This window comes from Vibrio sp. V15_P4S5T153 (genome assembly GCF_963874485.1).
GTDB lineage: Bacteria > Pseudomonadota > Gammaproteobacteria > Enterobacterales > Vibrionaceae > Vibrio > Vibrio anguillarum.
Genome location: NZ_CAWNHR010000011.1, coordinates 1,048,281 through 1,071,973, shown reverse-complemented (window position 1 = coordinate 1,071,973; position 23,693 = coordinate 1,048,281). Strand labels below are relative to the sequence as shown.

The following is a 23,693-nucleotide window of genomic DNA, read 5'->3' as shown; positions in this document are numbered from 1 at the left end:
AATCCAAGCGAACAAAAGGATCTGATCATGAGCTCTCTACGAAGAAAATGGATAAGCGACCCCGCCTTTAAACTGTTTAAGCAAGTTTTGCCTCCGTTATCGGAGACAGAAAAAGAGGCGATGGAAGCGGGCAGCGTTTGGTGGGATGGCGAACTGTTTTCAGGTCGTCCAGACTTTACCAAGCTGCATCATTACCCAAAACCAACCTTGTCAGATGAAGAGCAATCTTTCATTGATAATGAATTGGAAACGCTGCTGTCTATGTTAGATGACCATAAAATCGTGAAAGAAGATCGCGACTTGCCAGCGGAAGTGTGGACGTTTCTGCGTAAAGAGCGTTTCTTCTCTTTGATTATTTCAAAGGCCTACGGTGGTCGTGAATTTTCCGCACTCGCCAACTCCACCATAGTGTCACGGATTGCGACGCGCAGTATCAGTACCGCTGTTACAGTGATGGTGCCAAACTCGCTTGGCCCGGGAGAGCTTCTCTCTCACTACGGTACACAACAACAGAAAGACTACTGGCTTCCTCGCTTAGCTGACGGTACGGATATCCCTTGTTTTGCGCTGACCGGGCCAGAAGCAGGCTCCGATGCTGGCGGCATTCCTGATCAAGGCGTGGTGTGTTACGGCAAGCACGAGGGCAAAGAAGTCCTTGGGATTAAACTCAGTTGGAATAAGCGTTATATCACGCTGGCTCCGGTTGCAACTGTGCTAGGCCTAGCTTTCAAACTCAGTGATCCTGAAAAACTTCTAGGCGATAAGCTCGATATCGGTATTACCTGCGCGTTGATCCCTGCTAATCACAAAGGCGTGGAAATTGGCGAGCGACACGATCCACTCGGCCTTGCGTTTATGAACGGCCCAACGCGTGGTCAAGATGTTTTCATCCCGATGGATTGGCTCATCGGTGGTGCTGACTATGCGGGTAAAGGCTGGCGCATGCTGGTGGAATGTTTGTCGGCAGGGCGTGGTATTTCATTACCCGCACTTGGTACGGCGATTGGTCACTTAACTTCGCGCACGACAGGTGCATACGCTTATGTGCGCAAGCAATTTGGCATGTCGATTGGTAAATTTGAAGGGGTAGCTGAAGCACTGGGCCGTATCGGTGGCTTAACTTATTTGCTTGAAGCGACACGAACCTTAACCACAACCTCGCTCGATTTGAAAGAAAAGCCGGGCATAGTGACTGCCATTGCCAAATATCATATGACAGAAATTGCGCGCACAATTTTAAATGATTCGATGGATATTCACTCTGGTCGAGCGATTCAAGATGGACCAATGAACTACCTCGGAACACATTATCTCGGTATCCCGGTCGCAATTACGGTTGAAGGGGCCAATATCCTAACTCGCAATTTGATGATCTTTGGCCAAGGTGCCACTCGTTGTCACCCTTATGTTTTGAAAGAGATGGAAGCGGCGGCTAATCCTGATACAGAGCAAGGCGCGAAAGATTTCGATAAGCTGTTGTTTAAGCACATTAGCCACGCGACCAAAAATACCTTTGGGGCTCTCGGTGCTGCATTAACGGGTTCGCGCTTTGTCAAAGCGCAGATGAGCGGCCCAACAAAAGCGTATTACCAACAGTTAACGCGCATTAGCCGAGCACTTGCCGTGAGTGCCGATTTCGCTATGTTGACGTTAGGTGGCGATCTTAAACGTAAAGAGATGATCTCAGCGCGTTTAGGTGATGGTTTGAGTTATCTGTACATGGCTTCAGCGACCTTGAAAAAGTATGAAGATGAAGGCCGCCAACAAACGGATTTAGATTACGTGCACTACGCAGTGCAATATTGTTTGTACCACGCGGCTAAATCTTTGCAAGAGGCGTACAGCAATTTCCCCAGCAAAGTGGTTGGGCGCTTACTTAAAGTATTGGTCTTCCCTTTGGGCAACTATTATGACAAACCTAGCGATGAGCTGTCGGTCAAACTGGCGGAAAGCTTAATGACTCCTGGAGCACATCGAGATCGTCTCACTCATCTTTGCTACATTGGGCCAGAGGAAGACGATAGCGTTGGCTTGATGGAAAAAGCGTTTTTGGCGATGTACGGTATCAGTGCACTTGAGCGCAAGCTGTTCCGCGCAGCCAAAGAGGGTAAAATTGCGCGTAAAGGTGCGCTGACTGAGCGATTGGCTCAAGCCTTAAGCGAAAATGTGTTGACTCAAACTGAAGTAGACCAAATTTTGGCCGCAGACAAACTGCGTTATAAAGCGATTCAAGTTGATCACTTTAGCCATGACTTGAGCGAGGTGATGACTAATAAGCCGGGAAAGCCAAAGCTTAATCATGTTGCTTAGTCGCGAATATCGTCACTAAAAGTGTGACTATATATCAGGGCATCCTAGTCGGGTGCCCTGATTTTTTGAGCCACGAGAGATCCAACCACTTGCAATTTCTGCCTGTTTTTAAAGAAATAGGGTGAGATCTTCGAGCGAAACTTTTATCCTAGCGGAGATTTTTGAAGGAAGTTGAATATGATCATCAAACCTAAAATTCGTGGATTTATCTGTACGACAACGCACCCTGTGGGTTGTGAAGCTAATGTAAAAGAACAAATTGCTTACACCAAAGCACAAGGCCCTATCAAAAATGCACCGAAACGTGTACTTGTTGTAGGCTCATCCAGTGGCTACGGCCTTTCGTCTCGTATTACCGCCGCTTTTGGTGGAGGTGCTGCGACCATCGGTGTTTTCTTTGAAAAACCGGGCACGGACAAAAAACCAGGCACCGCCGGTTTTTATAACGCAGCCGCGTTTGACAAGCTTGCTCACGAGGCGGGTTTGTATGCTAAAAGCCTAAATGGTGATGCATTTTCTCACCAAGCAAAACAGAAAGCGATCGAGCTAATCAAACAAGACTTAGGTCAAATTGATATGGTGGTTTACTCGCTTGCTTCACCAGTGCGTAAGTTACCTGAAACTGGCGAACTGATTCGCTCATCATTAAAACCGATTGGCCAAACATACACCGCGACAGCGGTTGATACCAATAAAGACATCATCATTGAAGCCAGTGTTGAACCTGCAACTGAGCAGGAAATTGCAGACACGGTAACGGTTATGGGTGGTCAAGATTGGGAGCTGTGGATCCATGCACTTGCTGAAGCTGGCGTATTGGCCCAAGGGTGTAAAACCGTGGCTTATAGCTATATCGGTACTGAGCTAACTTGGCCAATCTATTGGGATGGTGCGCTAGGTAAAGCGAAGATGGATTTAGACCGCGCCGCATCGGCACTGAATGAACAGCTTTCTGTATTAGGCGGTACGGCTAATGTGGCCGTTCTTAAATCGGTTGTTACTCAAGCCAGTTCAGCTATTCCTGTTATGCCTCTTTACATCGCAATGGTGTTTAAGAAAATGCGTGAGCAAGGTGTACATGAAGGATGTATTGAACAGATCTATCGCATGTTTAGCCAACGTCTTTATAAAGAAGACGGTAGTGCGCCGGAAGTAGATGAGCAAAATCGTCTGCGTCTGGATGACTGGGAACTGCGTGAAGATATTCAAAAGCATTGCCGTGAGCTTTGGCCACAGATCACTACTGAAAACCTAAAAGAGCTGACGGATTACGTTGAATACAAAGAAGAATTCTTGAAGTTATTCGGTTTTGGTGTTGATGGCGTTGATTACGAAGCCGATGTCGATACTGAAGTGGCATTCGATGTAATTGATATCTAATCTATTGGTGTCACAGTGACACAATAAGATGTTCTAATCTCAAAGGTCTAGCCACAGTGCTAGGCCTTTGCCGTTATGGAGGGTAATACAGCATTATTCACCCTCAACAGCATTTTCTCGATCAATGAAACGGTTGCTGTTTCCCTGCAACAAAAAATACATCACAGTGGTGCTCGGTCGCTAATTGCTTGAGTAGGTGTTGGTTGATAGGCTCAATAGTATTTGACGCGATTATCGCACTGGCATTTCCAGAGCGGATAGCTTTAATCACAATCTCTAATTCCGATAACGTTTGAGAGGGTTTCATGTGGATCACTCTGTCGCAATGTATATTGAAAGAAGCAAACTGTTCATACTGTGGTCGAGGACATTCAGAGGTGAATAAGATCCACTGCTGTTGGTGCTGGGATAGCTTAGCAAGCTTTGACATCATGGCTTGTTCAATCGTATTGACTGAGCGATGGGCATTAGCCAAAGGGTACTGAGCTGATAGTTGAGAAGCGAAATTTACTTGAAGCATAATACTGTCCTTTCATACATGCTGTATGTGTATACAGTATTTGAGTTGTGGATACTGATCAAGTTTTTTTTGCTGAATTTATCAGCATAACCAAGCTTGAATTCGTTAGATTTTGTTTTAATTTATTGATTAATAAATATTTTTAGCAAACAATCAAATTGTTCAAAGATAAAGCGCTGTTGCCTGTTTTGTGATCAATGTAAGTATCCTAGTAACAGTGCCTCGTCACTAATTAGATAAGTTGTCATGGTCGTTGAAATGGTTGTGCTTTAAAACAGGCAGTAAAAAAGCGCCGTTTTGGCGCTTTTTCATGTATAGCTATTGATGCCTAATGTGACAGTGACTGTCGATCTCGAAATGCTTGCTCTGCAATATTAAACTGCCTGACATCCATGCGCGCAAACTCATTGCAACTTTCACATGAGTGGTGCGATTTCCCATCAATATATTCGTGTTTTATTAATAGCTTTGGTTGTTTACACCAATCGCAAATACCTTCAATCGTAAACATGTTTTCTCCCCACCTAGAAGATTTAGGTGTAATTTTCGCGGCGCATTATCCCATATAAAAGAGAATTAAGTTAACTATTTGTTACTTTAAGTGAGATGGAGATCGATTGCGTTGTCTATCTTTAGCGAGTGTTTTAATCGCGAGCGGTAATATTTTGCATTAAAAGTAACATTTACTTAACGTGAGGCAGGATGATTTTTAACGCACCATTGAGTCGTTTCATTTCTTCTTGTGAGCCTTGAAGATCTGGGTGGTATATTTTGCACAGTTGCTTGTAGCGAAGCTTGATGCTTTTTTCATCGGGAAGTTCACTGGGTTTAAAGCCAAATAATGCACAGGCTAATAGTAATTTTTGATCCTGAGATTGAGCCACATGATTGTTTTGTAGCCTTTTGATCTCTTTGAATAAGCTTTCAAGCTGCCTTTTTTGCTGTTTGATCATAAAAGCCTGCGATTCGATTTCTTGCTGGTGTTGACTATTTTTATCGTGTTGCTGGGTCTTACGTTTTCGGCTCCAGAAGCGGAAAAGATAGATAAGCATCAAAAGGAGTACCATCAGCAACAACAGAGATAAGTAATCCGTCATGATAGAGCTTGTCGAGTCGTGCTCAACGGGTGCAGTGCTGACCACCATGTCAGCTTCATCGCTGCTGTCAAAAGCGCTGTCTAATTGGCTGATGGAGGAGACTTGTTTCGCACGTTGTTGATTGAATTTTTCTTGCAATACACGGGCATAACCCTCTTCGGCTTGGCTACTCTTACTTGCCGCAATGCGATACCACATTTCTGACAATTCTAACGCTGAGGGTGGCGAAGGGAGTGTTTCGTACGTTCTAGCGAGTTGTAATTGAGCATTCACATCGCCGCTAGTGGCTAAGTCTGTCAGCCAAAATAGAGCTTGAGGGATGTCTTTTGGGGTTCCTTGTCCCTTTAAATAGAGGTTGGCTAGCCTAGATTTGGCTAAGGGGTGTCCATTCTGCGCCGCTTGCTGAAACCAATAAAACGCATTGTTTAGGTTAACAGCAACTTTGTCCCCTTGCTGATAAGCCAGCGCCAATTGATATTGTGCATTTGAGTTTTGTTGCTGAGCTTGGGCAGTTAGCTCAGCAACAGGAGAAGCCAGTACTAATGAGGAGAAAAACAGGCACAAACTAAGGACAACTCTCAAATTTTCACCATGTTTTGTGGGGCTAATTTCTGTTCAAATAGTAGCGCATTTCTATCGAATGCACAGAGCAGAATAGCGCATTAATGGTTATCTAAGACGTTTTGGAGCAGGTGCGCCATCAATCGGTCGGTTTACAGATACTTTACGGCCTTTTTTTAACCCAGTTTCGTAATCCGCGGTAATATTTTTCATAGCATCACGCAGCTGCTGCTTGAAGGTTTCACGGTCAATATTTTGAAACTCTTTATCAATGTAATTATTGATTTTGTTATTGGATTCATCATCGGCGGTGATCACTGGAAGCTTTTCTAATGCCCCTTCAATCCAACCCGAAACGAATGAATTGACGCGCCGTGTGACTTCCATGCTGGAAGTGCCACTGCCCGCGAAACTATTTCGAAATTGGCCTGTGTGCTCGTTCATTTCTCGGTAAATGATATCAAAAGCGAATGCGGCAAAAATAGCGCGATCGGCCTCACCAATAAACTCAACACGTTTGAGTCCTTTATGATTGAGTAGCACTGCTTCTACACCAAACTTAGTATTGATACCGCGGATCACTCGTAGTAGTGATGAGGTGATGGATGCGGGTAGTAAATGGGTTGATTGGGTTTTGCCCATCTTGATAAATTCGATGTCATCTTTATCAAGCCCATACTTCAGCATCAGGCTATGCGCCATCTTGATGGCATTGGCCGCTTCATTCACATTCGCGGAATTACCAAGTTCAAGACATTTAGCGATCTTCTTTAGAGCTTTCTGTTTATCCATTAATTCGCAAATACAATTCTACAACTTCAGAAAAGTCCGACATTTTAGCGGTTTTATGCGGGAAGTGAAAGCGAAGTGGAGAATCGCTGCCCAAAATCAGGCAGCGAGTCGAGAGGAGGTTGGTGGTTTAAATACCAAGTTCATCCAATAGGTCTGTAGTCAAATCATCATCACTGTTGTTTTGCTTGTCGTTTTTTGCTTTGGCAGACAGTTTTTGCTGAGTCGCTTCTAAAATTGAATCAGGGCTTTCATCTTCTTGAACTTCAAACTCTTCAAGTTGGATGAATTCGGTTTTATCCATTGCCAGTTCAAGATAGAAAATATTATTACTTTCTGTCGAGAAGGTAACTCGGCGTGCTTGTGGACGATCTAAATTAGTATCCACCGACAAAATTACCTGTTTGTTGAGTGACAGCATCTTCGGTTGGTTTTGGGTAATGTTGGTTTGCAGTTCTTTGCGGATTTTATTTGTGAAGTCGCCTACGAGTTGATTCATCAATTCGCCCAGTACATCGCCCACCTCGTCAGAAGTGTGCAGCACGGCCAGCTCTTCTTCTGGCATTCCCATGTTGCGCATATAACTGGTGTAAATTTCCAGCGCAGCCTTGGCCGTAAAGTTGATAACAACGAGCCCAGAGAAGCCACCATCAAACAAAACGAAACAGCCGAAATCTGGCTTTAGTGACGTTTTGTTGATTTTTTGTACCATCGCTGAGTAAGCAATGTTGGTCGCCGTTGCAGAACTGAGCACTCCTGACACTGATTGACAAAGCTTAAGCAAAATATCTTCAGTGGTAACAATCTTGTTTTTTTTCATTCTGATATCCGTAATGTGCATTGCAGTTTAAAAGCGGTATTTAACTCTCTATATCAATATATAAAGCATAAAGCGTTAATTAACTATATATAGCTAAAATGTTGTGTACAGGAAAAATGTCGTACTGATGACTTTTTAGAGAGATTCATTCTTGCATTGAGATTCTGATTTGATCACCTTTTTAAATGTTGTAAAGTGACGAAATTCAAAGATTAATATCAAAATAACCATTAACCCACAGCTGATTGGATCAGCGCAGTAGGGGCAGGAAGCAAATGTTACCAAGACTTCATCACCAAACGGACGTCGATCCCGTCGTTTTGAGCTTTTTACAACAACTCGAAAACGAGGGGTTTAGCGGCGATATCGAATCACAATACTCTAGCCGACTTGCTGTTGCGACTGATAACAGTGTCTATCAGCAATTGCCTCAAGCCGTTGTGCATCCCAAATCAACTCATGACGTAGCACTTATTGGTAAGATTAGCTCAAAACCAGAGTTTGAGAGAGTCACTTTTTCACCGCGCGGTGGTGGCACTGGTACCAATGGCCAGTCGTTAACCAAAGGCATTGTGGTTGATTTATCTCGTCACATGAACCAAGTGCTTGAAATTAATGCTGATGAAGGTTGGGTAAGAGTACAAGCTGGCGTGGTGAAAGACCAATTAAATGATGCGGTCAGACCATTAGGTTATTTTTTCTCACCGGATCTTTCGACCAGTAACCGAGCCACACTTGGTGGCATGATCAATACCGATGCGTCAGGGCAGGGCTCTTTAAAATATGGCAAAACGTCGGATCATGTCTTGTCTCTGCAAGCCGTTTTTGCCGATGGCTCGGTACTTGAATCGGATCTCTCATTAGGCTTGCCTGAAAGTGGTACTTTTGCTGCAAACGCTTTGCAAGTGACCGAAGCGGTATGCCGTGACAAGCGCGAACAAATTGTGGCGAAATTTCCACCTCTTAACCGCTTTCTGACGGGCTACGATCTTAAAAATGCGCTTGATGAAGAACGTGATCACTTTAATCTCACTCGGGTACTTTGTGGTGCAGAAGGCTCTTTGGTCTTCATCACAGAAGCAACCTTGAATCTGACGCCTATCCCCCAAGCTCGCACCTTAGTCAATGTGAAGTACAACAGCTTTGATTCGGCATTGCGTAATGCTCCTTTAATGGTAGCGGCCAATGCGTTATCGGTTGAAACCGTCGATTCCAAAGTATTAAATTTAGCTAAGCAAGATATTGTTTGGCATAGCGTCAGCGAGTTATTAGCGGATGTTCCGGGCAAAGAGATGCAAGGCATCAACATGGTCGAATACGCAGGCCAAAGCGAGCAAGAGGTCGCCGCGCAGGTCGCTTCATTGACGCAGCGTCTTGATCAGATGCTTGAGCAAGAACAAGCGGGCATCATTGGCTATCAAGTGTGTAGTGATTTGGCGAGCATTAACCTGATTTACAACATGCGCAAAAAAGCGGTGGGGTTATTAGGGGCGGCCAAAGGCAAGGCTAAACCCGTTGCTTTTGCTGAAGATACTTGTGTTCCTCCTCAACACTTGGCTGATTTTATTAGCGAATTCCGTACCTTGCTGGATAGTAAAAATCTCAGTTATGGCATGTTTGGCCACGTGGATGCCGGCGTGCTGCATGTGCGTCCTGCTTTGGATTTGTGTGACCCACAGCAAGAGCTTCTGATGCATGAAGTGTCTGATGAGGTAGTCAAGCTGGTGGCAAAATATGGCGGTTTAATGTGGGGCGAACATGGCAAAGGTTATCGCTCCGAATATGGCCCCGCGTTTTTTGGTGAGGAGCTATTTACTGAATTACGACGCGTTAAAGCCGCCTTTGACCCGCACAATAAAATGAACCCCGGCAAAATATGTACGCCACTTGAGACCAATTTTGAATTGGTCAAAGTCACGGACACCAAACGCGGCTATTTTGATCGTCAAATCGATGTGAAGGTCCGTGACAGTTTCAAACAGGCGATGGAGTGTAATGGTAACGGTTTATGCTTTAACTATGACACCAGTTCGCCGATGTGCCCGTCGATGAAAGTCACGGCGGATCGTCGTCACTCACCGAAAGGCCGTGCCGGTTTGGTGCGTGAATGGTTACGCCAACTTACCGAGCAGGGTGTGGATATTCTCGACCTAGAGAAGCAAGTGTTGGAGTCAAACCCAACCATCAAAACCATGATTGATCGCGTGCGTAACTCTTTCAATAAATCGCGTGAGTACGATTTTTCACATGAAGTGTATGAAGCGATGAACGGCTGCTTGGCGTGTAAAGCGTGTGCCAGCCAATGTCCAATCAAAGTGGATGTGCCGAGTTTTCGCTCTCGTTTTTTAAATATCTACTACTCACGTTATCAGCGTCCGGCTAAGGATTATCTCGTCGCGAATATTGAAACGCTTTTGCCGGTCATGGCAAAGGCTCCGCAAGTGGTGAACGGGGTATTGGCTCAAAAATGGGTACAAAGCCTCACCGCTTCAACCGTTGGTTACGTTGATGCGCCCCTGCTTTCGGTACCGACGTTGGCAAAGCGTGTCGCAGGCCAAGTGGTGAAATTCGATATGCAGCGCCTCGCTGGGCTGTCACAGCAAGATCGCGCTGAACATGTGATTATCGTTCAAGACCCATTCACCAGTTATTATGATGCTGAGGTGGTTGAAGATTTCGTACAATTGCTGATCAAATTAGGCAAAAATCCGATACTGTTGCCATTCAAACCCAATGGTAAAGCGCAGCATATCAAAGGATTTTTAAAGCAATTCACAGCTACCGCGAAAAACACCGCTGCGTTTTTGTCACAAGTGGCTGATCTCAATATTCCAATGGTCGGTGTCGATCCAGCGTTAGTGCTTTGCTACCGTGATGAGTACAACGAAATTCTTGGCGATAAGCGTGGTGAGTTTGATGTGTTGACCGTTCATGAGTGGCTGTTGCCACGTTTGTCGGAGTTTAACCATCACCAAAACCACAGTGACGCGCCTTGGTATCTGTTTGCTCATTGCACGGAAAAGACCAAACTACCGAATGCAGAAAAAGAGTGGGGTGCGATATTTAGCCATTTTGGTTCTCAGTTAAAAACGGTGCCAGTTGGTTGTTGTGGCATGGCTGGAACCTTTGGCCACGAAAAGGATAAGCTGGAGATGTCGAAAGATATTTATGGTTTAAGCTGGAAGCCAAGTTTAGAAAAACTGCCCAAAGAGCGTTGCTTGATCACAGGGTATTCCTGCCGTAGTCAAGTGAAACGATTTGAACAGGTAAAACCAAAGCATCCGTTACAAGCTTTACTGGCATTGTTGTAAACCCTAAGCCCAGACCTTACTGGGCTTTTTACTATACTGTCGATATTGGTTTGGAGCGAAGCACAGTCAGGTGGAGCAGCATGGAAAAATTTGAACTGAAAATACCCCCAGTGGCGATATTTATTGTGGCGCTACTGTTGATGCATCGTATCTCATACAGTTTTGAGTTTGTAAGCCTCGCTTTACCTCTGCCTCGAGTGGTCTTTGCGATTTGCTTTGTTTTATCTGGCATCGTTGGTTTACTGGGGATTTACGAATTTCGTCGCAAGAAAACTACGGTCAATCCAACCAAACCAGAAACGACATCGTGTATTGTGGATAGCGGTATCTACCGCTATTCGCGTAATCCGATGTATCTGGGGCTCTTTTTCCTGTTGTTTGGCGTGGCTTATTGGCAACACAATGGGTTGAGCCTCGTGGTCGCATTTTTATTTGTGTGGTTTATGAATCGTTTTCAGATTTATCCAGAAGAGCGAGTGCTGGAAGCGCGTTTTGGCGAAGAGTATGTCGATTACAAGCAGCGTGTCAGGCGCTGGATATAGTTGAATGTCGTAAGGCATCCGAAATCAAAAGCCCCGCAAGAATAGCGGGGCGATAATCTATACAACGAACATGGTTCTAGACAACAAATATGGTTCTAGATAATGAGCAAAAGAGCTCAAATCATAGTAAAAAGAATACGGTTAGGCTGCTTTTGAAAATTGAGCTAAAAACATCTCTTTACGTTCATTGAAGCGATTAACTAAGTCATCGACTGCTTCTTGGTCATAAGGTTTCAGGCCACTAGCTACCATGCGCTTTACCCCTTTCCCTACGATTTGACCGTTTTCTTTAAAGGCAAAGTTAAGCGTGACAATGCCACGTTTACCGTCAACATCAAACGTCGCACCAGAAAACTCAACTTCAGGTGAAGTGAGGTCTAAACGTTCAAATTCCACTTCCATGCTTTCATAGATGACTAATGGGCGCTGGCAGTTAATCATCATTTGCGCTTCTTCCATCAATGGCACCATGATGTGCGGGAAGTTCATACCAGAAAACTGCACATAGTTCGTCACAACGTGTTCGATAAATGCGGTGTTGTGGCTTACTTGGCCTTCACGGCTCATGTGTAGATACTCTTTGCCCGCAGTATCGACAAGAGCGCTCTCTTTCATGCACTTATTTTCAATGTGCAGTGCAATACCATCGCTGACCATGCCTGAAAAATCAAAACGCATCTTTTGGCTAATGCCTTCTTTTTGTAGCAATACTGCAAAGAGCAAATCGCCCGGAACACAGAAACGCTTGCTGTCTTCGTCGTGGATTGGGTTGAAATCTCCCGCCACTTTTTTAGCAAAGTGACTCGCTTGTTGGCGAGTGAACTGGAATTTTTGATCTTGATGAGAGAAATAAGATGTAAGAGACATAATGCACGCTGTATAGCCAAAACTGACGCGATTATAAGTCAACTCCACTCGATGAATGGTCCAATCAGTAAAAAGAGCCTCACAGAGAGCGAGGCTCAATAGCGTAACATTATAAGCTAGGGAGAAGATTTTCCGGCATGAGCGAGTTATGTACCGCCAGTTCTAACAAGGTATTGGCTTGTTCAATGTCTGGCGAGAAGTAGCGATCCTTATCGTAAAACGAAACTTTTTTACGCAGGATTTGTTTCGCTTCTTCGACTAATGCGGAGGATTTATTGGGCGCTCTGAAATCGAGTCCCTGCGCGGCAGAAAGATACTCGACCGCTAAAATACCACGCGTGTTTTCGCTCATATCACGCAGACGACGACCAGCAAACGTTGCCATCGACACGTGATCTTCTTGGTTGGCCGAAGTGGGTAAGCTGTCTACCGAAGCTGGATGGGCGAGCGTTTTATTTTCACTGGCTAGCGCTGCCGCCGTCACTTGCGCAATCATAAAGCCAGAGTTAACGCCACCGTTGTCCACTAAAAATGGCGGAAGCTTGCTGAGCGCGCTGTCAATCAAAAGTGCCATGCGTCGTTCTGACAAACTGCCGATTTCGGCAATTGCTAGCGCCAAATTATCCGCAGCCATCGCGACGGGCTCTGCATGGAAATTACCGCCAGAGATGATGTCGCCATCGTCTGCAAACACCAGAGGGTTGTCGGAAACGGCATTGGCTTCCACTTCTAGCGTTTCAGCCGAATTGCGAATTTGCTGTAAGCACGCGCCCATCACTTGTGGTTGGCAACGCAGTGAATACGGATCTTGCACTTTTTCACATGCGGTGTGGGATTCACCAATTTCGCTGCGGCTGTCAAGTACATGGCGATAAGCGCTGGCGGCATCCATTTGCGCGCGATGGCCGCGAACGCGATGAATGCGCGGATCAAACGGGCGGCGACTGCCCAGCGCCGCTTCGACCGACATCGAACCACACACAATGGCGGAGGCAAATAAGTCTTCTGCGGCAAATAACCCCTCTAGTGCAAATGCGGTAGAAGCTTGTGTGCCATTGAGCAGCGCGAGCCCCTCTTTTGGCGCTAAAGTAATAGGAGTTAGCCCTGCGATTTTCAACGCGTCCAGCCCAGAGATGATTTCGCCGTTGTGGCGAGCTTGTCCTTCGCCGAGCAGTACCGTACTCATGTGTGCTAAAGGTGCCAAATCGCCCGATGCACCAACCGATCCTTTTTGCGGAACACAGGGGTAGACTTGGTGATTAACTAACGCCATCAAGGCGTTGATCACCTCAAGTCGAATACCAGAATACCCACGGGAAAGGCTATTAATTTTGAGTACCATCATCAAGCGAACGGTTTCATCCGCCATGAATTTACCAATGCCTGCAGCGTGTGAAAGCACGATGCTGCGCTGCAAGGTTTCTAAATCTTCAGGGGCAATTTTAGTATTGGCAAGTAGGCCAAACCCCGTGTTGATACCATAAACAGTACGATTTTCGGCAATCACTTGCTCAACGACTTGTGTGCTTGCTTCAATACCCGCTATCGCGCTGGAGTCGAGTGATACGGTGACCGGCTTTCGGCTTACTTGACGCAGTGCTTTTAAGCTCAATTGGCCCGGTTTAATAACAAGATTTAACATGTTTTTTGTCCTTACTTCAGTTGCGCGAGTTCATGGTTGAGCATTGGCAGGTCGAGCTTTTGTTCTTTAGCGCAGCGTTTCGCAATGTCATAGCCTGCATCAGCATGGCGCATGACACCTGTAGCTGGGTCGTTATGCAAAACACGTGCAATGCGTTGGGCTGCGTCATCTGAACCATCACAGCAGATCACCATGCCAGAGTGCTGAGAAAAGCCCATACCTACGCCACCGCCGTGATGAAGTGACACCCAAGTTGCGCCACCGGCTGTATTGAGCAGTGCGTTGAGCAGCGGCCAATCGGAAACAGCGTCTGAGCCATCTAGCATACCTTCAGTTTCACGGTTTGGGCTTGCTACCGAGCCGGAATCTAAATGGTCGCGACCAATCACGACTGGCGCTTTTAACTCGCCACTTTTCACCATCGCGTTAAAGGCTTGGCCTAAACGTTCGCGATCTTTCAAACCCACCCAACAGATGCGAGCTGGTAGGCCTTGGAATTGAATGCGTTCGCGCGCCATGTCTAGCCAGTTATGTAGATGGGGGTTATCAGGGATTAACTCTTTCACTTTTTGGTCGGTTTTATAAATGTCTTCGGGATCGCCAGACAGGGCGACCCAGCGAAAAGGTCCAATCCCCTCACAAAACAGTGGGCGAATGTAGGCTGGCACGAATCCTGGGAAGTCAAAAGCGTTCGCCACTCCTTCTTCGAGAGCCATTTGGCGGATATTGTTGCCGTAGTCGAGTGTGGCAGCGCCGCGTTTTTGCAGCGTTAACATCGCTTGAACTTGGACCGCCATCGATGCTTTGGCCGCCTTGACCACCTGGCTTTCATCTTGAGTGCGTATTTGAGCGGCGTGTTCCATGCTCCAATTTAAGGGTAAATAACCATTGAGTGGGTCATGGGCCGAGGTTTGGTCTGTCACCACATCGGGGGTGATATTACGCTCAACTAGCTGTGGAAAAATATCGGCGGCATTACCTAACAAACCGATAGAAATCGGTGTATCCGAGCTATCGATCATCGCCAAGGCTTCATCTAAACTGGTGGCTTTTTTATCGACATAACCAGTGCGTAAGCGGTAGTCGATGCGCGATTCATCACACTCGACCGCAATCATGGAAAACCCAGCCATGGTTGCCGCTAATGGCTGAGCGCCGCCCATGCCACCTAAGCCGCCAGTTAACACCCAGCGGCCTTTTGCGCTACCAGCAAAATGCTGTTTAGCGATGGCGACGAAGGTTTCGTAAGTACCTTGTACAATGCCTTGTGAGCCGATGTAGATCCATGAGCCAGCCGTCATTTGACCGTACATCATCAAACCTTGCTTATCGAGCTCATTAAAGTGCTCCCAGTTGGCCCAATGTGGTACAAGGTTTGAGTTGGCAATTAGCACACGTGGTGCATTTTTGTGCGTCGGGAAAACACCGACAGGTTTGCCTGATTGAACCAAGAGCGTTTGATCCTCTTCAAGGCGTTCAAGCACTTCAACAATTTTATCAAAGCACGGCCAATTTCGGGCCGCGCGGCCAATGCCACCATACACCACAAGTGCATGTGGGTGCTCTGCAACGTCTGGGTCAAGGTTGTTCATGAGCATGCGCAGTGGCGCTTCGGTTAACCACGATTTGGCTCGAAGTGTTGTACCGTGAGGGGCGCGAATGGTGCGCGTAGTATCAAGACGTTGCTCTTGAGTATGGGGTTGCGTCATGTTGAGACTCCTTGTGTTTCACAATGTGGCGCTATTGTTGTTATGGTGCCAGTATCGGGTTAAGTGAGGTGTAGCGATTAATCGTCGGTCATGGCATTGGCGATATCCCAACACAACCTTGCCGCGAGGCGAGCAGTTTGATTGTCTTGGTCAAATTGCGGGTTGTATTCGGCAATGTCGGCAATTAACAGCTTATTTTTGTGGTAGAAAATTTTGTCAAAATAAGGGGCAAGCGCTTCATAACTTACGCCACGTGCTGCTGGGGCGCTGACTCCCGGCGCCGTTGCAGCTGGAAAGACATCTAAGTCAATCGTCAAATAGAGATAGTCACACTGGTCAATGAAGTGTTGCAGTTCACGCAGATGATCAATCGGGCTTAGTGCTGAAAACTGATTATCTTGCATATACCAAACGCCCAGTTCATCAGCTCGTTGAAACAGTGCCGCCGTATTACTTGCTCGGCTCACACCTAAGCAAGCGTAATGAAATGGCCATTGGTTTTGCTCGCACCATTGATGGATTTGATTAAAAGGGGTGCCGGAGCTAGGTCGCACCGAAGCGATCTCTGACTCAAAAGCACGTAAATCGAAATGTGCGTCAAAATTGATGATCCCAATCCGTGGTTGGCTGATGGCTTGTTGACTCAGATATTGCGCTGCGCCTTGAAACGTGGCCCAAGCGACTTCATGACCGCCACCCAGTACGATAACGGGCGTTTGTTTAAGCGTATGGGCAATCACATCAGCGCACTGTTGCTGAGCCTGCTCAAGCTCATCATCAATACAACGAATATTGCCCAGATCAAAAAAGCGAGAGTGCTTATGCCAAGCCATGTTGGCCAGCGCTTGGCGAATGGCATCGGGGGCCTGTTTTGCGCCAATGCGCCCTTTGTTGCGGGCCACCCCTGCATCGCATTCAAAACCGATAATGGCAATGGCTTTCTCATCTTGGTTTTGTTGAATTGGTAGCGTATTGACGGTGCAACGTTGAGTTTGATGATGAACGCGTGTACCTAACTCGCCATCTTCGGCATCGTGACGGCCTTGCCACTCGAAGCTGTGCTGAGTGTTGCTAAAGGTAGGGTTATTCATAGGTCAATGCTCCGTCAACTACCCGTGCATGCAAACGCGGTACGCCTACTTGGTAACTTAAATCGGCTGGGTGGCTAATATTCCAAATGGCGAGGTCGGCATCATAGCCAGTGGCAATTTTGCCGCGAGAATCAGCAAAACCTAACGCTTGCGCAGCATGTTGAGTCACACCTCGTAAGGCTTCTTGGGGGGTTAAGCCAAACAGTGTGCACGCCATATTCATAATAAGAATGAGGTCAGCAAACGGCGATGTACCGGGGTTGAAATCACTTGCGATGGCCATTGGAATATTATGCTGACGCAGTAAATCAATCGGTGGGCGTTGGGTTTCACGTAAGAAATAAAAAGCACCGGGCAGCAAGGTTGCCACGGTATTGGAACGGGCGAGTGCAAACACACCTTGCTCATCTAAATATTCGATATGATCGGCAGACAAACCTTGGTAATGGGCGGTTAAAGCGCTTCCCCCTAGGTTTGATAATTGCTCGGTATGACCTTTCACTTGCAGCCCATGCGCAATTGCGGCTTGGAACACTTTTTCTGTTTGTGCCAGCGTAAAACCAATCGATTCACAAAACACATCGACGCTCGAAGCGAGTTTTTGTTCGGCCACCAGAGGGATGATTTCCTGACAAATATGCTCAACATAATCGTCTGTTCGGTGTTGATATTCTGGTGGAATGGCGTGAGCGGCGAGCAGTGTTGTGACGACTTTAATGCGGCGATGATCCTCAAGGTGCTTAGCCGCTTTGAGCATTTTTATCTCATCATGGAGCGTTAAACCGTAGCCCGATTTGATCTCAACGGATGTGACACCGGAACGCAGCAACCCCTCTAACCTTGGTAGTGCCAACTCAACCAATTGGTCAATGGATGCGGTGCGGGTGGCGTGGACGGTTGATAAAATACCGCCGCCTTGCTTGGCGATCTCTGGGTAGGGAACACCTTGCAAGCGCATTTCAAACTCATTGGCGCGGTTACCAGCATAGATAAGGTGAGTATGGCAATCTATTAACCCCGGAGTGATAAGCTTGCCTTGGCAATCTATGACTTTGTGTTCTGGCGCGGCGGCGATGGGAATGTGGCTATCAAAGTAGGCGTCAATTTTGCCCGCTTTTATCACCACAGTTTTAGGAGAGCTAGGCTGATAGCCAAGCTCTCCTTGTTCCATGCTGACGATACACGCGTTGGTCAGTATTAGATCCATCTTTATTGTCACCGTTATCGCTTAGTGCGCTGCTGATTTAAATGTATATACAAATAAATAAGGTAAAAGCGCAGGCGGTGCAAGATGAATGTTGCAAAAGTGTGATCGAATGTTGAAATGTGTAGCGTTAGTCGAGCATCACTTTAGAGGTTAATTTGTATTTCGAACCCGGGTGATAAAGCAGTGCAGAGCTGACTAACTTATCGCCACTCCAGGTACGGCGATTAAGTAGTAAACAGGGTTCATTGACGGCCAGTTGCAACAATTGTTTGATGTGATGCTCGGCAATAATGGCTTCAACAGTGTGCTCAATTGCACTCAATGGGCAGTTTTGTGAAAGATATTGATTGGGCGTCATGAACGAGAAGTTTTGTTCAAGATAGTGGGGCGCGTAGCGGCTATTGACCCAACGCACTTCCAGTTGTATCGGAGTATCATTAGCAAAGTGAATGATTTCACTATAAAAAACAGAAGATCCTAGCATGACGCCGAGTTTGATAGCGACACTTTCATCTGCTGTTAACGCAAGTTGCTTTAAGACTTTACTGCGATATTGCTTCCCTCGGCTAGCGACCTCATCAGCAATATTACGAATATCAAGTAGCGGTGATTCCGCTTTGTCTTCTACAGCGCAAACAAAAGTACCTAGCCTTGGTCGGCGTTGCAGTTTTCCATCAGCTACCAGATCCCGTATCGCTTTATTCACCGTCATCCGACTCACATTAAATTGCTCAGTCAGTTCTAGCTCGGTGCTTATGCGTTGGCCGACAGGCCAGTGTCCGGATTCAATGTTATCTAAAATAAATTGTTTTATTTGTCTATAAAGTGGTGAGCTTGACATGGGCATGATGAGTTTTATTTGAATATACAAATAATTAACGAAGTCGCTGGGAAATGCAATATTTAGATAAGGCTTTGCGATCATCATCGGCCAAAACTGTGAATTGGTGAAGCAGCTATCGACGACAAAGGGTCAGTGTCACGGTAAGATGGCGCCGTAACTTGTGTTGTAAATAGTAACCTGTGTTGTAAATGGTAACTTGTGGTTTAAATAATAAAGAGAAAATGCGATGACAGCTCCAACAGAAATGACTTTTTTCGCTCGTTTTGAAGCGGATATTTTGGCGAAAAAGAAAGTGATCACCATTCGTGATGAGAGCGAAAAGCACTACCAAGTTGGCTCTATTGTCGAGGTGAGTACGTTGGAAGAGGGACGAAAGTTCTGCCGCTTGTTAATCAATAAGGTTGAACCGATCCTATTTAGCGAATTAAGCCACTACCATGCAGAGCAAGAAAATATGTCACTCACGACACTGAAAGAGGTGATTCAAGACATTTATCCCAATATTGAACAGTTGTATGTCATTCACTATCAACTGGTTGAAGAAAAAGCTCTGGAAAAAGATCACGCTTAAAAATAATAACGCCAATCAATCACGATTGGCGTTATTGCTGTTTGCCTCAAGACAGTGTCACGACGATTTCATTATAAAACGCAGCAACAGTAATGAGGTTAGTCACGCTTCCACAGAATGTGGCAGAACTTTTGGTCTGGGTCGCGGCTGACGAGCATTCTTGCAAACACATCGTCTAGTACGTCGTCCTCTTCATTGACAAGACCGATCAATACTTCCGCGTAAGCTTCCTTATCGACGTCAAAACCCACGTGTTGAACCCAATCATCACCTACCTCAACCAGTTCAGCCGCGCCACGGTCTTCAAATTGTGCCGTAAACAGGATGACATCAACAGGTTCTAGATTATCGGGTGCCATTTCAAGAAAGATGTCGTAAGCCGCATCAATGGCATCGTCGTAAGAAATCAAATCAGACATTATTATGCTCGGCTCATGTATTTGCGTTCAGCGGTGTTGATAATAATACGGTCGCCAGTTGCGACATATTCAGGAACCTGCACAACAAGACCAGTGCTTAAACGTGCTGGTTTTGAACGCGCAGAAGCTGAAGCACCTTTGATGGAAGGATCAGTCTCTTCAATCACAAGCTCAACAGATGAAGGGACATCCAGTGCTACCGCAACACCGTCAACGACAACCACATACATACCTTGGATTTCTTCAGTGATGAACAGTAGCTCATCTTCGATATCCGCCTGTTTAAACGTAAATTGAGTGTAGTCTTCGTTATCCATGAAGATGTACTCATCGCCATCAACATAAGAAAACGAAACCGCACGGCGGTTCATGTCAACGGTGTCGACAAAGTCATCGGCTTTTAAACGCTCATCAACGCGAGCGCCAGTGTTCAAATCAGTACAACGTAGTTTGTAGATTTTAGAACCACCGCGGCCACCAGGAGTGGTCACTTCGATATCTTTGATCAATAGCGTCTTGCCACCAGAAATAATAGCAAACCCTTTTTTTAATTCATTCGCCTTTGGCATGGAATTTTTCCTTCATACTTAGTTTCGGCGCATTATACCTTGCCGTTTTCGAAAAGGAATATCTTGATTGATTGCTTTGCATAGTAGAACATGACCGCGTGTACTTTTTCTTAAATTAACTAACGCTTTTTGCTATGTATTTATCGGTTATTGACCCAAAACAACCCTTTCAGGCTGAATATCAAGCGGCTATCGATGATCTCATCAAGTTTCTGCGTGCCGGGTTAGGTGACAATCTACATAGTCTTTACCTTTATGGCAGTGTGGCGCGCAGAACTGCGCGTTATGGGCGCTCCAATTTGGATGTAGTGTTGGTGACGCACCGTGATTTCTCCGAGCAACGAGCAACTCTGCTGAATACGATAAAATGGCGATTTCAGAAAAGTTTCCCACATATCACCGAAGTCTCGATCAAAACTGCACTCGTGAGCGAGGTAGCCACTTTAGAGAGCATTTTTACGTGGGGATTTATGTTGCGCCATTGCTGCGTTTGCATCTTGGGTGATGATCTGGCGGAATGCTTTGGCGATTTCGAACCCAGTTGGGAAATAGCCAAACACTGGAATATGGACATCGCAGATTGGGTCTTTTTTTACCGTGATAAAATTGCAAAAACCAGTTCTGAAAGCGAACAGAGCAAGGCGCAAGTAGCCATTGCCAAGAAATTACTGCGCGCCAGTTATTCTTTGATTATGTATCGTGACAAAAATTGGTTTGATGATCCTATCGAATGCGGGCAGCAGTTTTTACGTTATCACCCGGAGAAAAAAATCGACATTGAGAGATTGGGTATTTTGCTCTCTGGACGAGTGATCGCCAAACGCTCAGTGATTGGAATTCTAGACAGTTATGGGCAATGGCTTGCAAAGCAGTATCAAAAAACAGAGTTTCGGATTGGTTAACCGCTGGCTAGGTCGTCGTGCTTCTTAAAATAGCCCAAGTTGTGGCTGGCTGAGCTGTTCGAAATTCAAGCCAACAAAAGGCAAAATGGCTTCTGCGACTGGCTGCAATTGTTTATCGATATAGTGCTGATAATCGATAGGACTTTTTAAATACTCTTTAGGCTCAGGGCCATTCAGTGTGATGAGGTATTCGATACGACCTCGATTTTGGTATTGCAATGGTCGGCCTAACTGCTGGTTTATCGTATCAGCAAGTCGTGCGGCTCTTACTTGTGGTGGTACGTTTTTTTGGTATTCATGTAGCTTGCGACGCAACCGTTTTTGGTACACGAGCTCATGGTCGAGTTGACCGGTTTGAGTTTGCTCAACGATTTCACGAATAAACGCCGCAGGGTCTTCACCATTAAAAATCATCGAATAAAGTTGGTGCTGAAAGCGTTGTGCGAGCGGAGTCCAGTCCGTTCTTGCACTCTCAAGCCCTTTAAAAATTAGTCGCTCGTTTTCGCCTTCACCGATCAATCCCGCATAGCGTTTTTTTGACCCCGTTTCTGAACCTCGGATGGTTGGCATCAGAAACTTTCGGTAGTGGGTCTCGTATTCCAATTCCAGCATCGATTCCAATCGGTACTCTTCACGCAAGTGGGTCGTCCACCATTGATTGATGTGTTCAACCAGTTGTTTTCCTACGCGATCCGCTTGCTGCTGTGAATATTGACCACCTAAAGAGACAAAGGTTGAGTCGGTATCACCATAAATCACCTGATAGCCTTGCGCCTCAATTAACTTTTTAGTTTGCTTCATGATCTCGTGTCCGCGCATGGTAATACTGGACGCCAAGCGAGTATCAAAAAAACGACAACCTGACGATCCAAGCACCCCGTAGAAAGAGTTCATGATGATTTTTATCGCTTGTGAAAAGGCTTTGTTATTGTTCTTTTTCGCCACATCACGCGCAGCCCATAATTTCTCGATCATTTCTGGAAGAAAATGTTTGGTGCGGTGAAATTGACCGCCACGAAATCCCGTTACTGCTTGGTTATCCTCTTTACCAAGTGGAATTTTTAGCCCTTCAATCAAGCCAAGTGGGTCAATTAAAAATGAACGAATGATCGAGGGATATAAGCTTTTAAAATCAAGAAGTAATACAGAGTCGTAGAGGTTAGGGATGGAGTCCATCACATAGCCTCCGGGGCTTGCGACCCAATTTTCGGAGTGTAAGTTAGGCGCGATGTAACCCGCGCGATGCAATTGAGGTAAATAGAGATTGGTAAAGGCGGCGACAGAACCGCCGACGCGATCTAGCTCTACACCCGTGAGACGGGAACGTTCAATGGCGAAATCCAGCAAATGGGTATGTTCAAAGATTTTATTCACTAACACACAATCTTGCAGGTTGTATTTCGCCAGTGAAGGTTTGTCTTTTTTAAACATACGGTTGATTTCATCCATCCGATCATGGGCGTTGTGAATCGCTTTTCCTTCGCCTAATAGCTCCCTTGATACTGATTCCAATGACCAAGAACGAAATTGGTAAGTGGCTGTTTTTAATGTATCAATTCCATCCAACACTACTCGCCCGGGAATGGTAATAAACCCTTGCTGACTCTGGTTTGAACTACGAAAAAAACTGTGCTGTTTGCCGCGACCAATCGCAAGTCTTAACTTATGCCACTCGGCTCTTTTATGGAGTAAGCGAAAATCAAAATCAATCACGCTCCAGCCAATTACTACATCAGGGTCGAACTCAGTGAACCAATCGATGAGAGCGTTGAGCAATGCGTATTCATCTTTCACCCATTGAATTGGGGTATCGCAAGGTTCGGGCTCACCAATCATGATGACGCGGCTGTCCATTGGGCTATCAAAACCAATCGAGTAGAGAATGCCTTTTTCAGAACACTCTAAATCCAGCGAAACCACTTTCAGATGAGGAAGATAGTTGCCCGGTCGACATTTCGCCTGTTCTATTTTTGAGTGGGAAAACGTCTGGGTAAGCCGTCCAGTGAATTCAATGCTGCCTTTAAGAAAACGCTCCATAAGAAAGCGGTCGGCAAGCTTAATATCATCTTCTAACGTCAGAATATGATGTTGCTTTAGTAGTGCCGAAAACTCAGCATGCGTTTGAATCGTTTGACAATAACAACCCGCTAGGAGGTTATGTTCAAAATCTTCCAAATCCAATGTTTTTAATTCGATAGAGAGCTGCCGCTCTAACGCTAATTTTTGCGCTTGTGGTACATCTTTCTGTGGTATGAAGAAAACGGGTTTTTCACCACGGATAACCAGTTGGGTTGGACCTTGAGGCGTACTCAACCACAACTCAATATGAGTCGAGCCATGAAGGTCTCTTGCATGGCGAGTAAGTAAAAAACCGTGTTGAATAACCAAGCGTAATAAATCCAAATAGTCGTAACCTTGGGGGAGGGCATCATATCAGAGCTACGAGGTAAATAACGAATTTCAGTGAGGTGAGTAAGCGGGCGATGGAGATCAAATAACCGTTAATTGGCATGGTGTATGCATTTTAACTTTATGATTTGTT

20 protein-coding genes are annotated in these 23,693 nt (G+C 45.8%); 6 read left to right on the top strand and 14 right to left on the bottom strand.

Annotation, left to right across the window (positions count from 1 at the left end; translation table 11 throughout):
• Positions 1-27: 27 nt before the first annotated feature.
• Entirely contained in the window at positions 28-2,310 is a 2,283-nt protein-coding gene (locus AACT42_RS06700; protein ID WP_094133890.1) for an acyl-CoA dehydrogenase, read from the top strand.
• Positions 2,311-2,487: 177 nt separating this feature from the next.
• Positions 2,488-3,690, top strand: coding sequence for an enoyl-ACP reductase FabV (gene fabV, locus AACT42_RS06695; RefSeq protein ID WP_026028134.1), 1,203 nt, complete (start codon positions 2,488-2,490; stop codon positions 3,688-3,690).
• A gap of 121 nt (positions 3,691-3,811) precedes the next feature.
• On the opposite strand, the gene AACT42_RS06690 is transcribed toward fabV, so the two are convergent.
• From AACT42_RS06690 to AACT42_RS06670, 5 genes are all read right to left on the bottom strand, one after another.
• Entirely contained in the window at positions 3,812-4,210 is a 399-nt protein-coding gene (locus AACT42_RS06690) for a hypothetical protein (protein ID WP_094133889.1), read from the bottom strand.
• Between the two features lie 328 nt (positions 4,211-4,538).
• A complete protein-coding gene (locus tag AACT42_RS06685) occupies positions 4,539-4,721 on the bottom strand; it encodes a hypothetical protein (RefSeq protein WP_010319035.1) in 183 nt (60 codons plus the stop codon).
• Positions 4,722-4,893: 172 nt separating this feature from the next.
• The gene (locus AACT42_RS06680; protein ID WP_094133897.1) at positions 4,894-5,871 is read right to left on the bottom strand and encodes a J domain-containing protein; all 978 of its coding nucleotides are present in this window, start codon (positions 5,869-5,871) and stop codon (positions 4,894-4,896) included.
• Positions 5,872-5,976: 105 nt separating this feature from the next.
• Positions 5,977-6,660 carry a DUF2786 domain-containing protein gene (locus AACT42_RS06675; protein WP_017042255.1) on the bottom strand — a complete coding sequence of 228 codons (684 nt, stop codon included), beginning with the start codon at positions 6,658-6,660 and terminating at the stop codon, positions 5,977-5,979.
• Between the two features lie 127 nt (positions 6,661-6,787).
• Positions 6,788-7,477, bottom strand: a complete 690-nt coding sequence (locus AACT42_RS06670; protein WP_026028133.1) for a DUF3334 family protein — start codon at positions 7,475-7,477, stop codon at positions 6,788-6,790.
• Positions 7,478-7,752: 275 nt separating this feature from the next.
• Here AACT42_RS06670 and ydiJ point away from each other — a divergent pair, with 275 nt between their 5' ends.
• Positions 7,753-10,788: a D-2-hydroxyglutarate dehydrogenase YdiJ gene (ydiJ, locus tag AACT42_RS06665; RefSeq protein WP_161441858.1), complete on the top strand. Its 3,036-nt coding sequence runs from the start codon at positions 7,753-7,755 to the stop codon at positions 10,786-10,788.
• Between the two features lie 50 nt (positions 10,789-10,838).
• Positions 10,839-11,330, top strand: coding sequence for a methyltransferase family protein (locus AACT42_RS06660; RefSeq protein ID WP_081989680.1), 492 nt, complete (start codon positions 10,839-10,841; stop codon positions 11,328-11,330).
• A 141-nt stretch (positions 11,331-11,471) separates the two neighbouring features.
• Here AACT42_RS06660 and AACT42_RS06655 read toward each other — a convergent pair whose 3' ends face one another.
• The 6 genes from AACT42_RS06655 to hutC form a co-directional block, all read right to left on the bottom strand.
• Positions 11,472-12,197 (bottom strand): DUF3581 domain-containing protein, encoded by a 726-nt coding sequence (locus AACT42_RS06655; protein WP_026027168.1) that lies wholly within the window; start codon positions 12,195-12,197, stop codon positions 11,472-11,474.
• Positions 12,198-12,306: 109 nt separating this feature from the next.
• Entirely contained in the window at positions 12,307-13,839 is a 1,533-nt protein-coding gene (gene hutH / locus AACT42_RS06650) for a histidine ammonia-lyase (protein ID WP_017048047.1), read from the bottom strand.
• An 11-nt stretch (positions 13,840-13,850) separates the two neighbouring features.
• On the bottom strand, positions 13,851-15,548 hold the full coding sequence (hutU, locus tag AACT42_RS06645; RefSeq protein WP_094131994.1) for a urocanate hydratase: 1,698 nt from the start codon (positions 15,546-15,548) through the stop codon (positions 13,851-13,853).
• A 77-nt stretch (positions 15,549-15,625) separates the two neighbouring features.
• On the bottom strand, positions 15,626-16,639 hold the full coding sequence (hutG, locus tag AACT42_RS06640) for a formimidoylglutamase (protein WP_094131995.1): 1,014 nt from the start codon (positions 16,637-16,639) through the stop codon (positions 15,626-15,628).
• A complete protein-coding gene (hutI, locus tag AACT42_RS06635) occupies positions 16,632-17,846 on the bottom strand; it encodes an imidazolonepropionase (RefSeq protein WP_094131996.1) in 1,215 nt (404 codons plus the stop codon). Before hutI ends, hutG begins: the two co-directional genes overlap by 8 nt.
• Positions 17,847-17,973: 127 nt before the next feature.
• Complete coding sequence (hutC, locus tag AACT42_RS06630; RefSeq protein ID WP_038148510.1) at positions 17,974-18,687, bottom strand: histidine utilization repressor; 714 nt, start codon at positions 18,685-18,687, stop codon at positions 17,974-17,976.
• A gap of 229 nt (positions 18,688-18,916) precedes the next feature.
• Here hutC and yqfB point away from each other — a divergent pair, with 229 nt between their 5' ends.
• Positions 18,917-19,261: a N(4)-acetylcytidine aminohydrolase gene (gene yqfB, locus AACT42_RS06625; protein WP_010319023.1), complete on the top strand. Its 345-nt coding sequence runs from the start codon at positions 18,917-18,919 to the stop codon at positions 19,259-19,261.
• A 98-nt stretch (positions 19,262-19,359) separates the two neighbouring features.
• Here yqfB and AACT42_RS06620 read toward each other — a convergent pair whose 3' ends face one another.
• Both AACT42_RS06620 and yeiP read right to left on the bottom strand, forming a co-directional pair.
• On the bottom strand, positions 19,360-19,680 hold the full coding sequence (locus tag AACT42_RS06620) for an HI1450 family dsDNA-mimic protein (protein WP_094131997.1): 321 nt from the start codon (positions 19,678-19,680) through the stop codon (positions 19,360-19,362).
• A gap of 2 nt (positions 19,681-19,682) precedes the next feature.
• The gene (gene yeiP, locus AACT42_RS06615; RefSeq protein WP_013856610.1) at positions 19,683-20,249 is read right to left on the bottom strand and encodes an elongation factor P-like protein YeiP; all 567 of its coding nucleotides are present in this window, start codon (positions 20,247-20,249) and stop codon (positions 19,683-19,685) included.
• A gap of 134 nt (positions 20,250-20,383) precedes the next feature.
• Here yeiP and AACT42_RS06610 point away from each other — a divergent pair, with 134 nt between their 5' ends.
• Positions 20,384-21,151 (top strand): nucleotidyltransferase, encoded by a 768-nt coding sequence (locus AACT42_RS06610; RefSeq protein WP_013856611.1) that lies wholly within the window; start codon positions 20,384-20,386, stop codon positions 21,149-21,151.
• Between the two features lie 24 nt (positions 21,152-21,175).
• Here AACT42_RS06610 and AACT42_RS06605 read toward each other — a convergent pair whose 3' ends face one another.
• Positions 21,176-23,539, bottom strand: a complete 2,364-nt coding sequence (locus tag AACT42_RS06605) for a DNA polymerase II (RefSeq protein WP_094132003.1) — start codon at positions 23,537-23,539, stop codon at positions 21,176-21,178.
• Between the last annotated feature and the right edge of the window lie 154 nt (positions 23,540-23,693).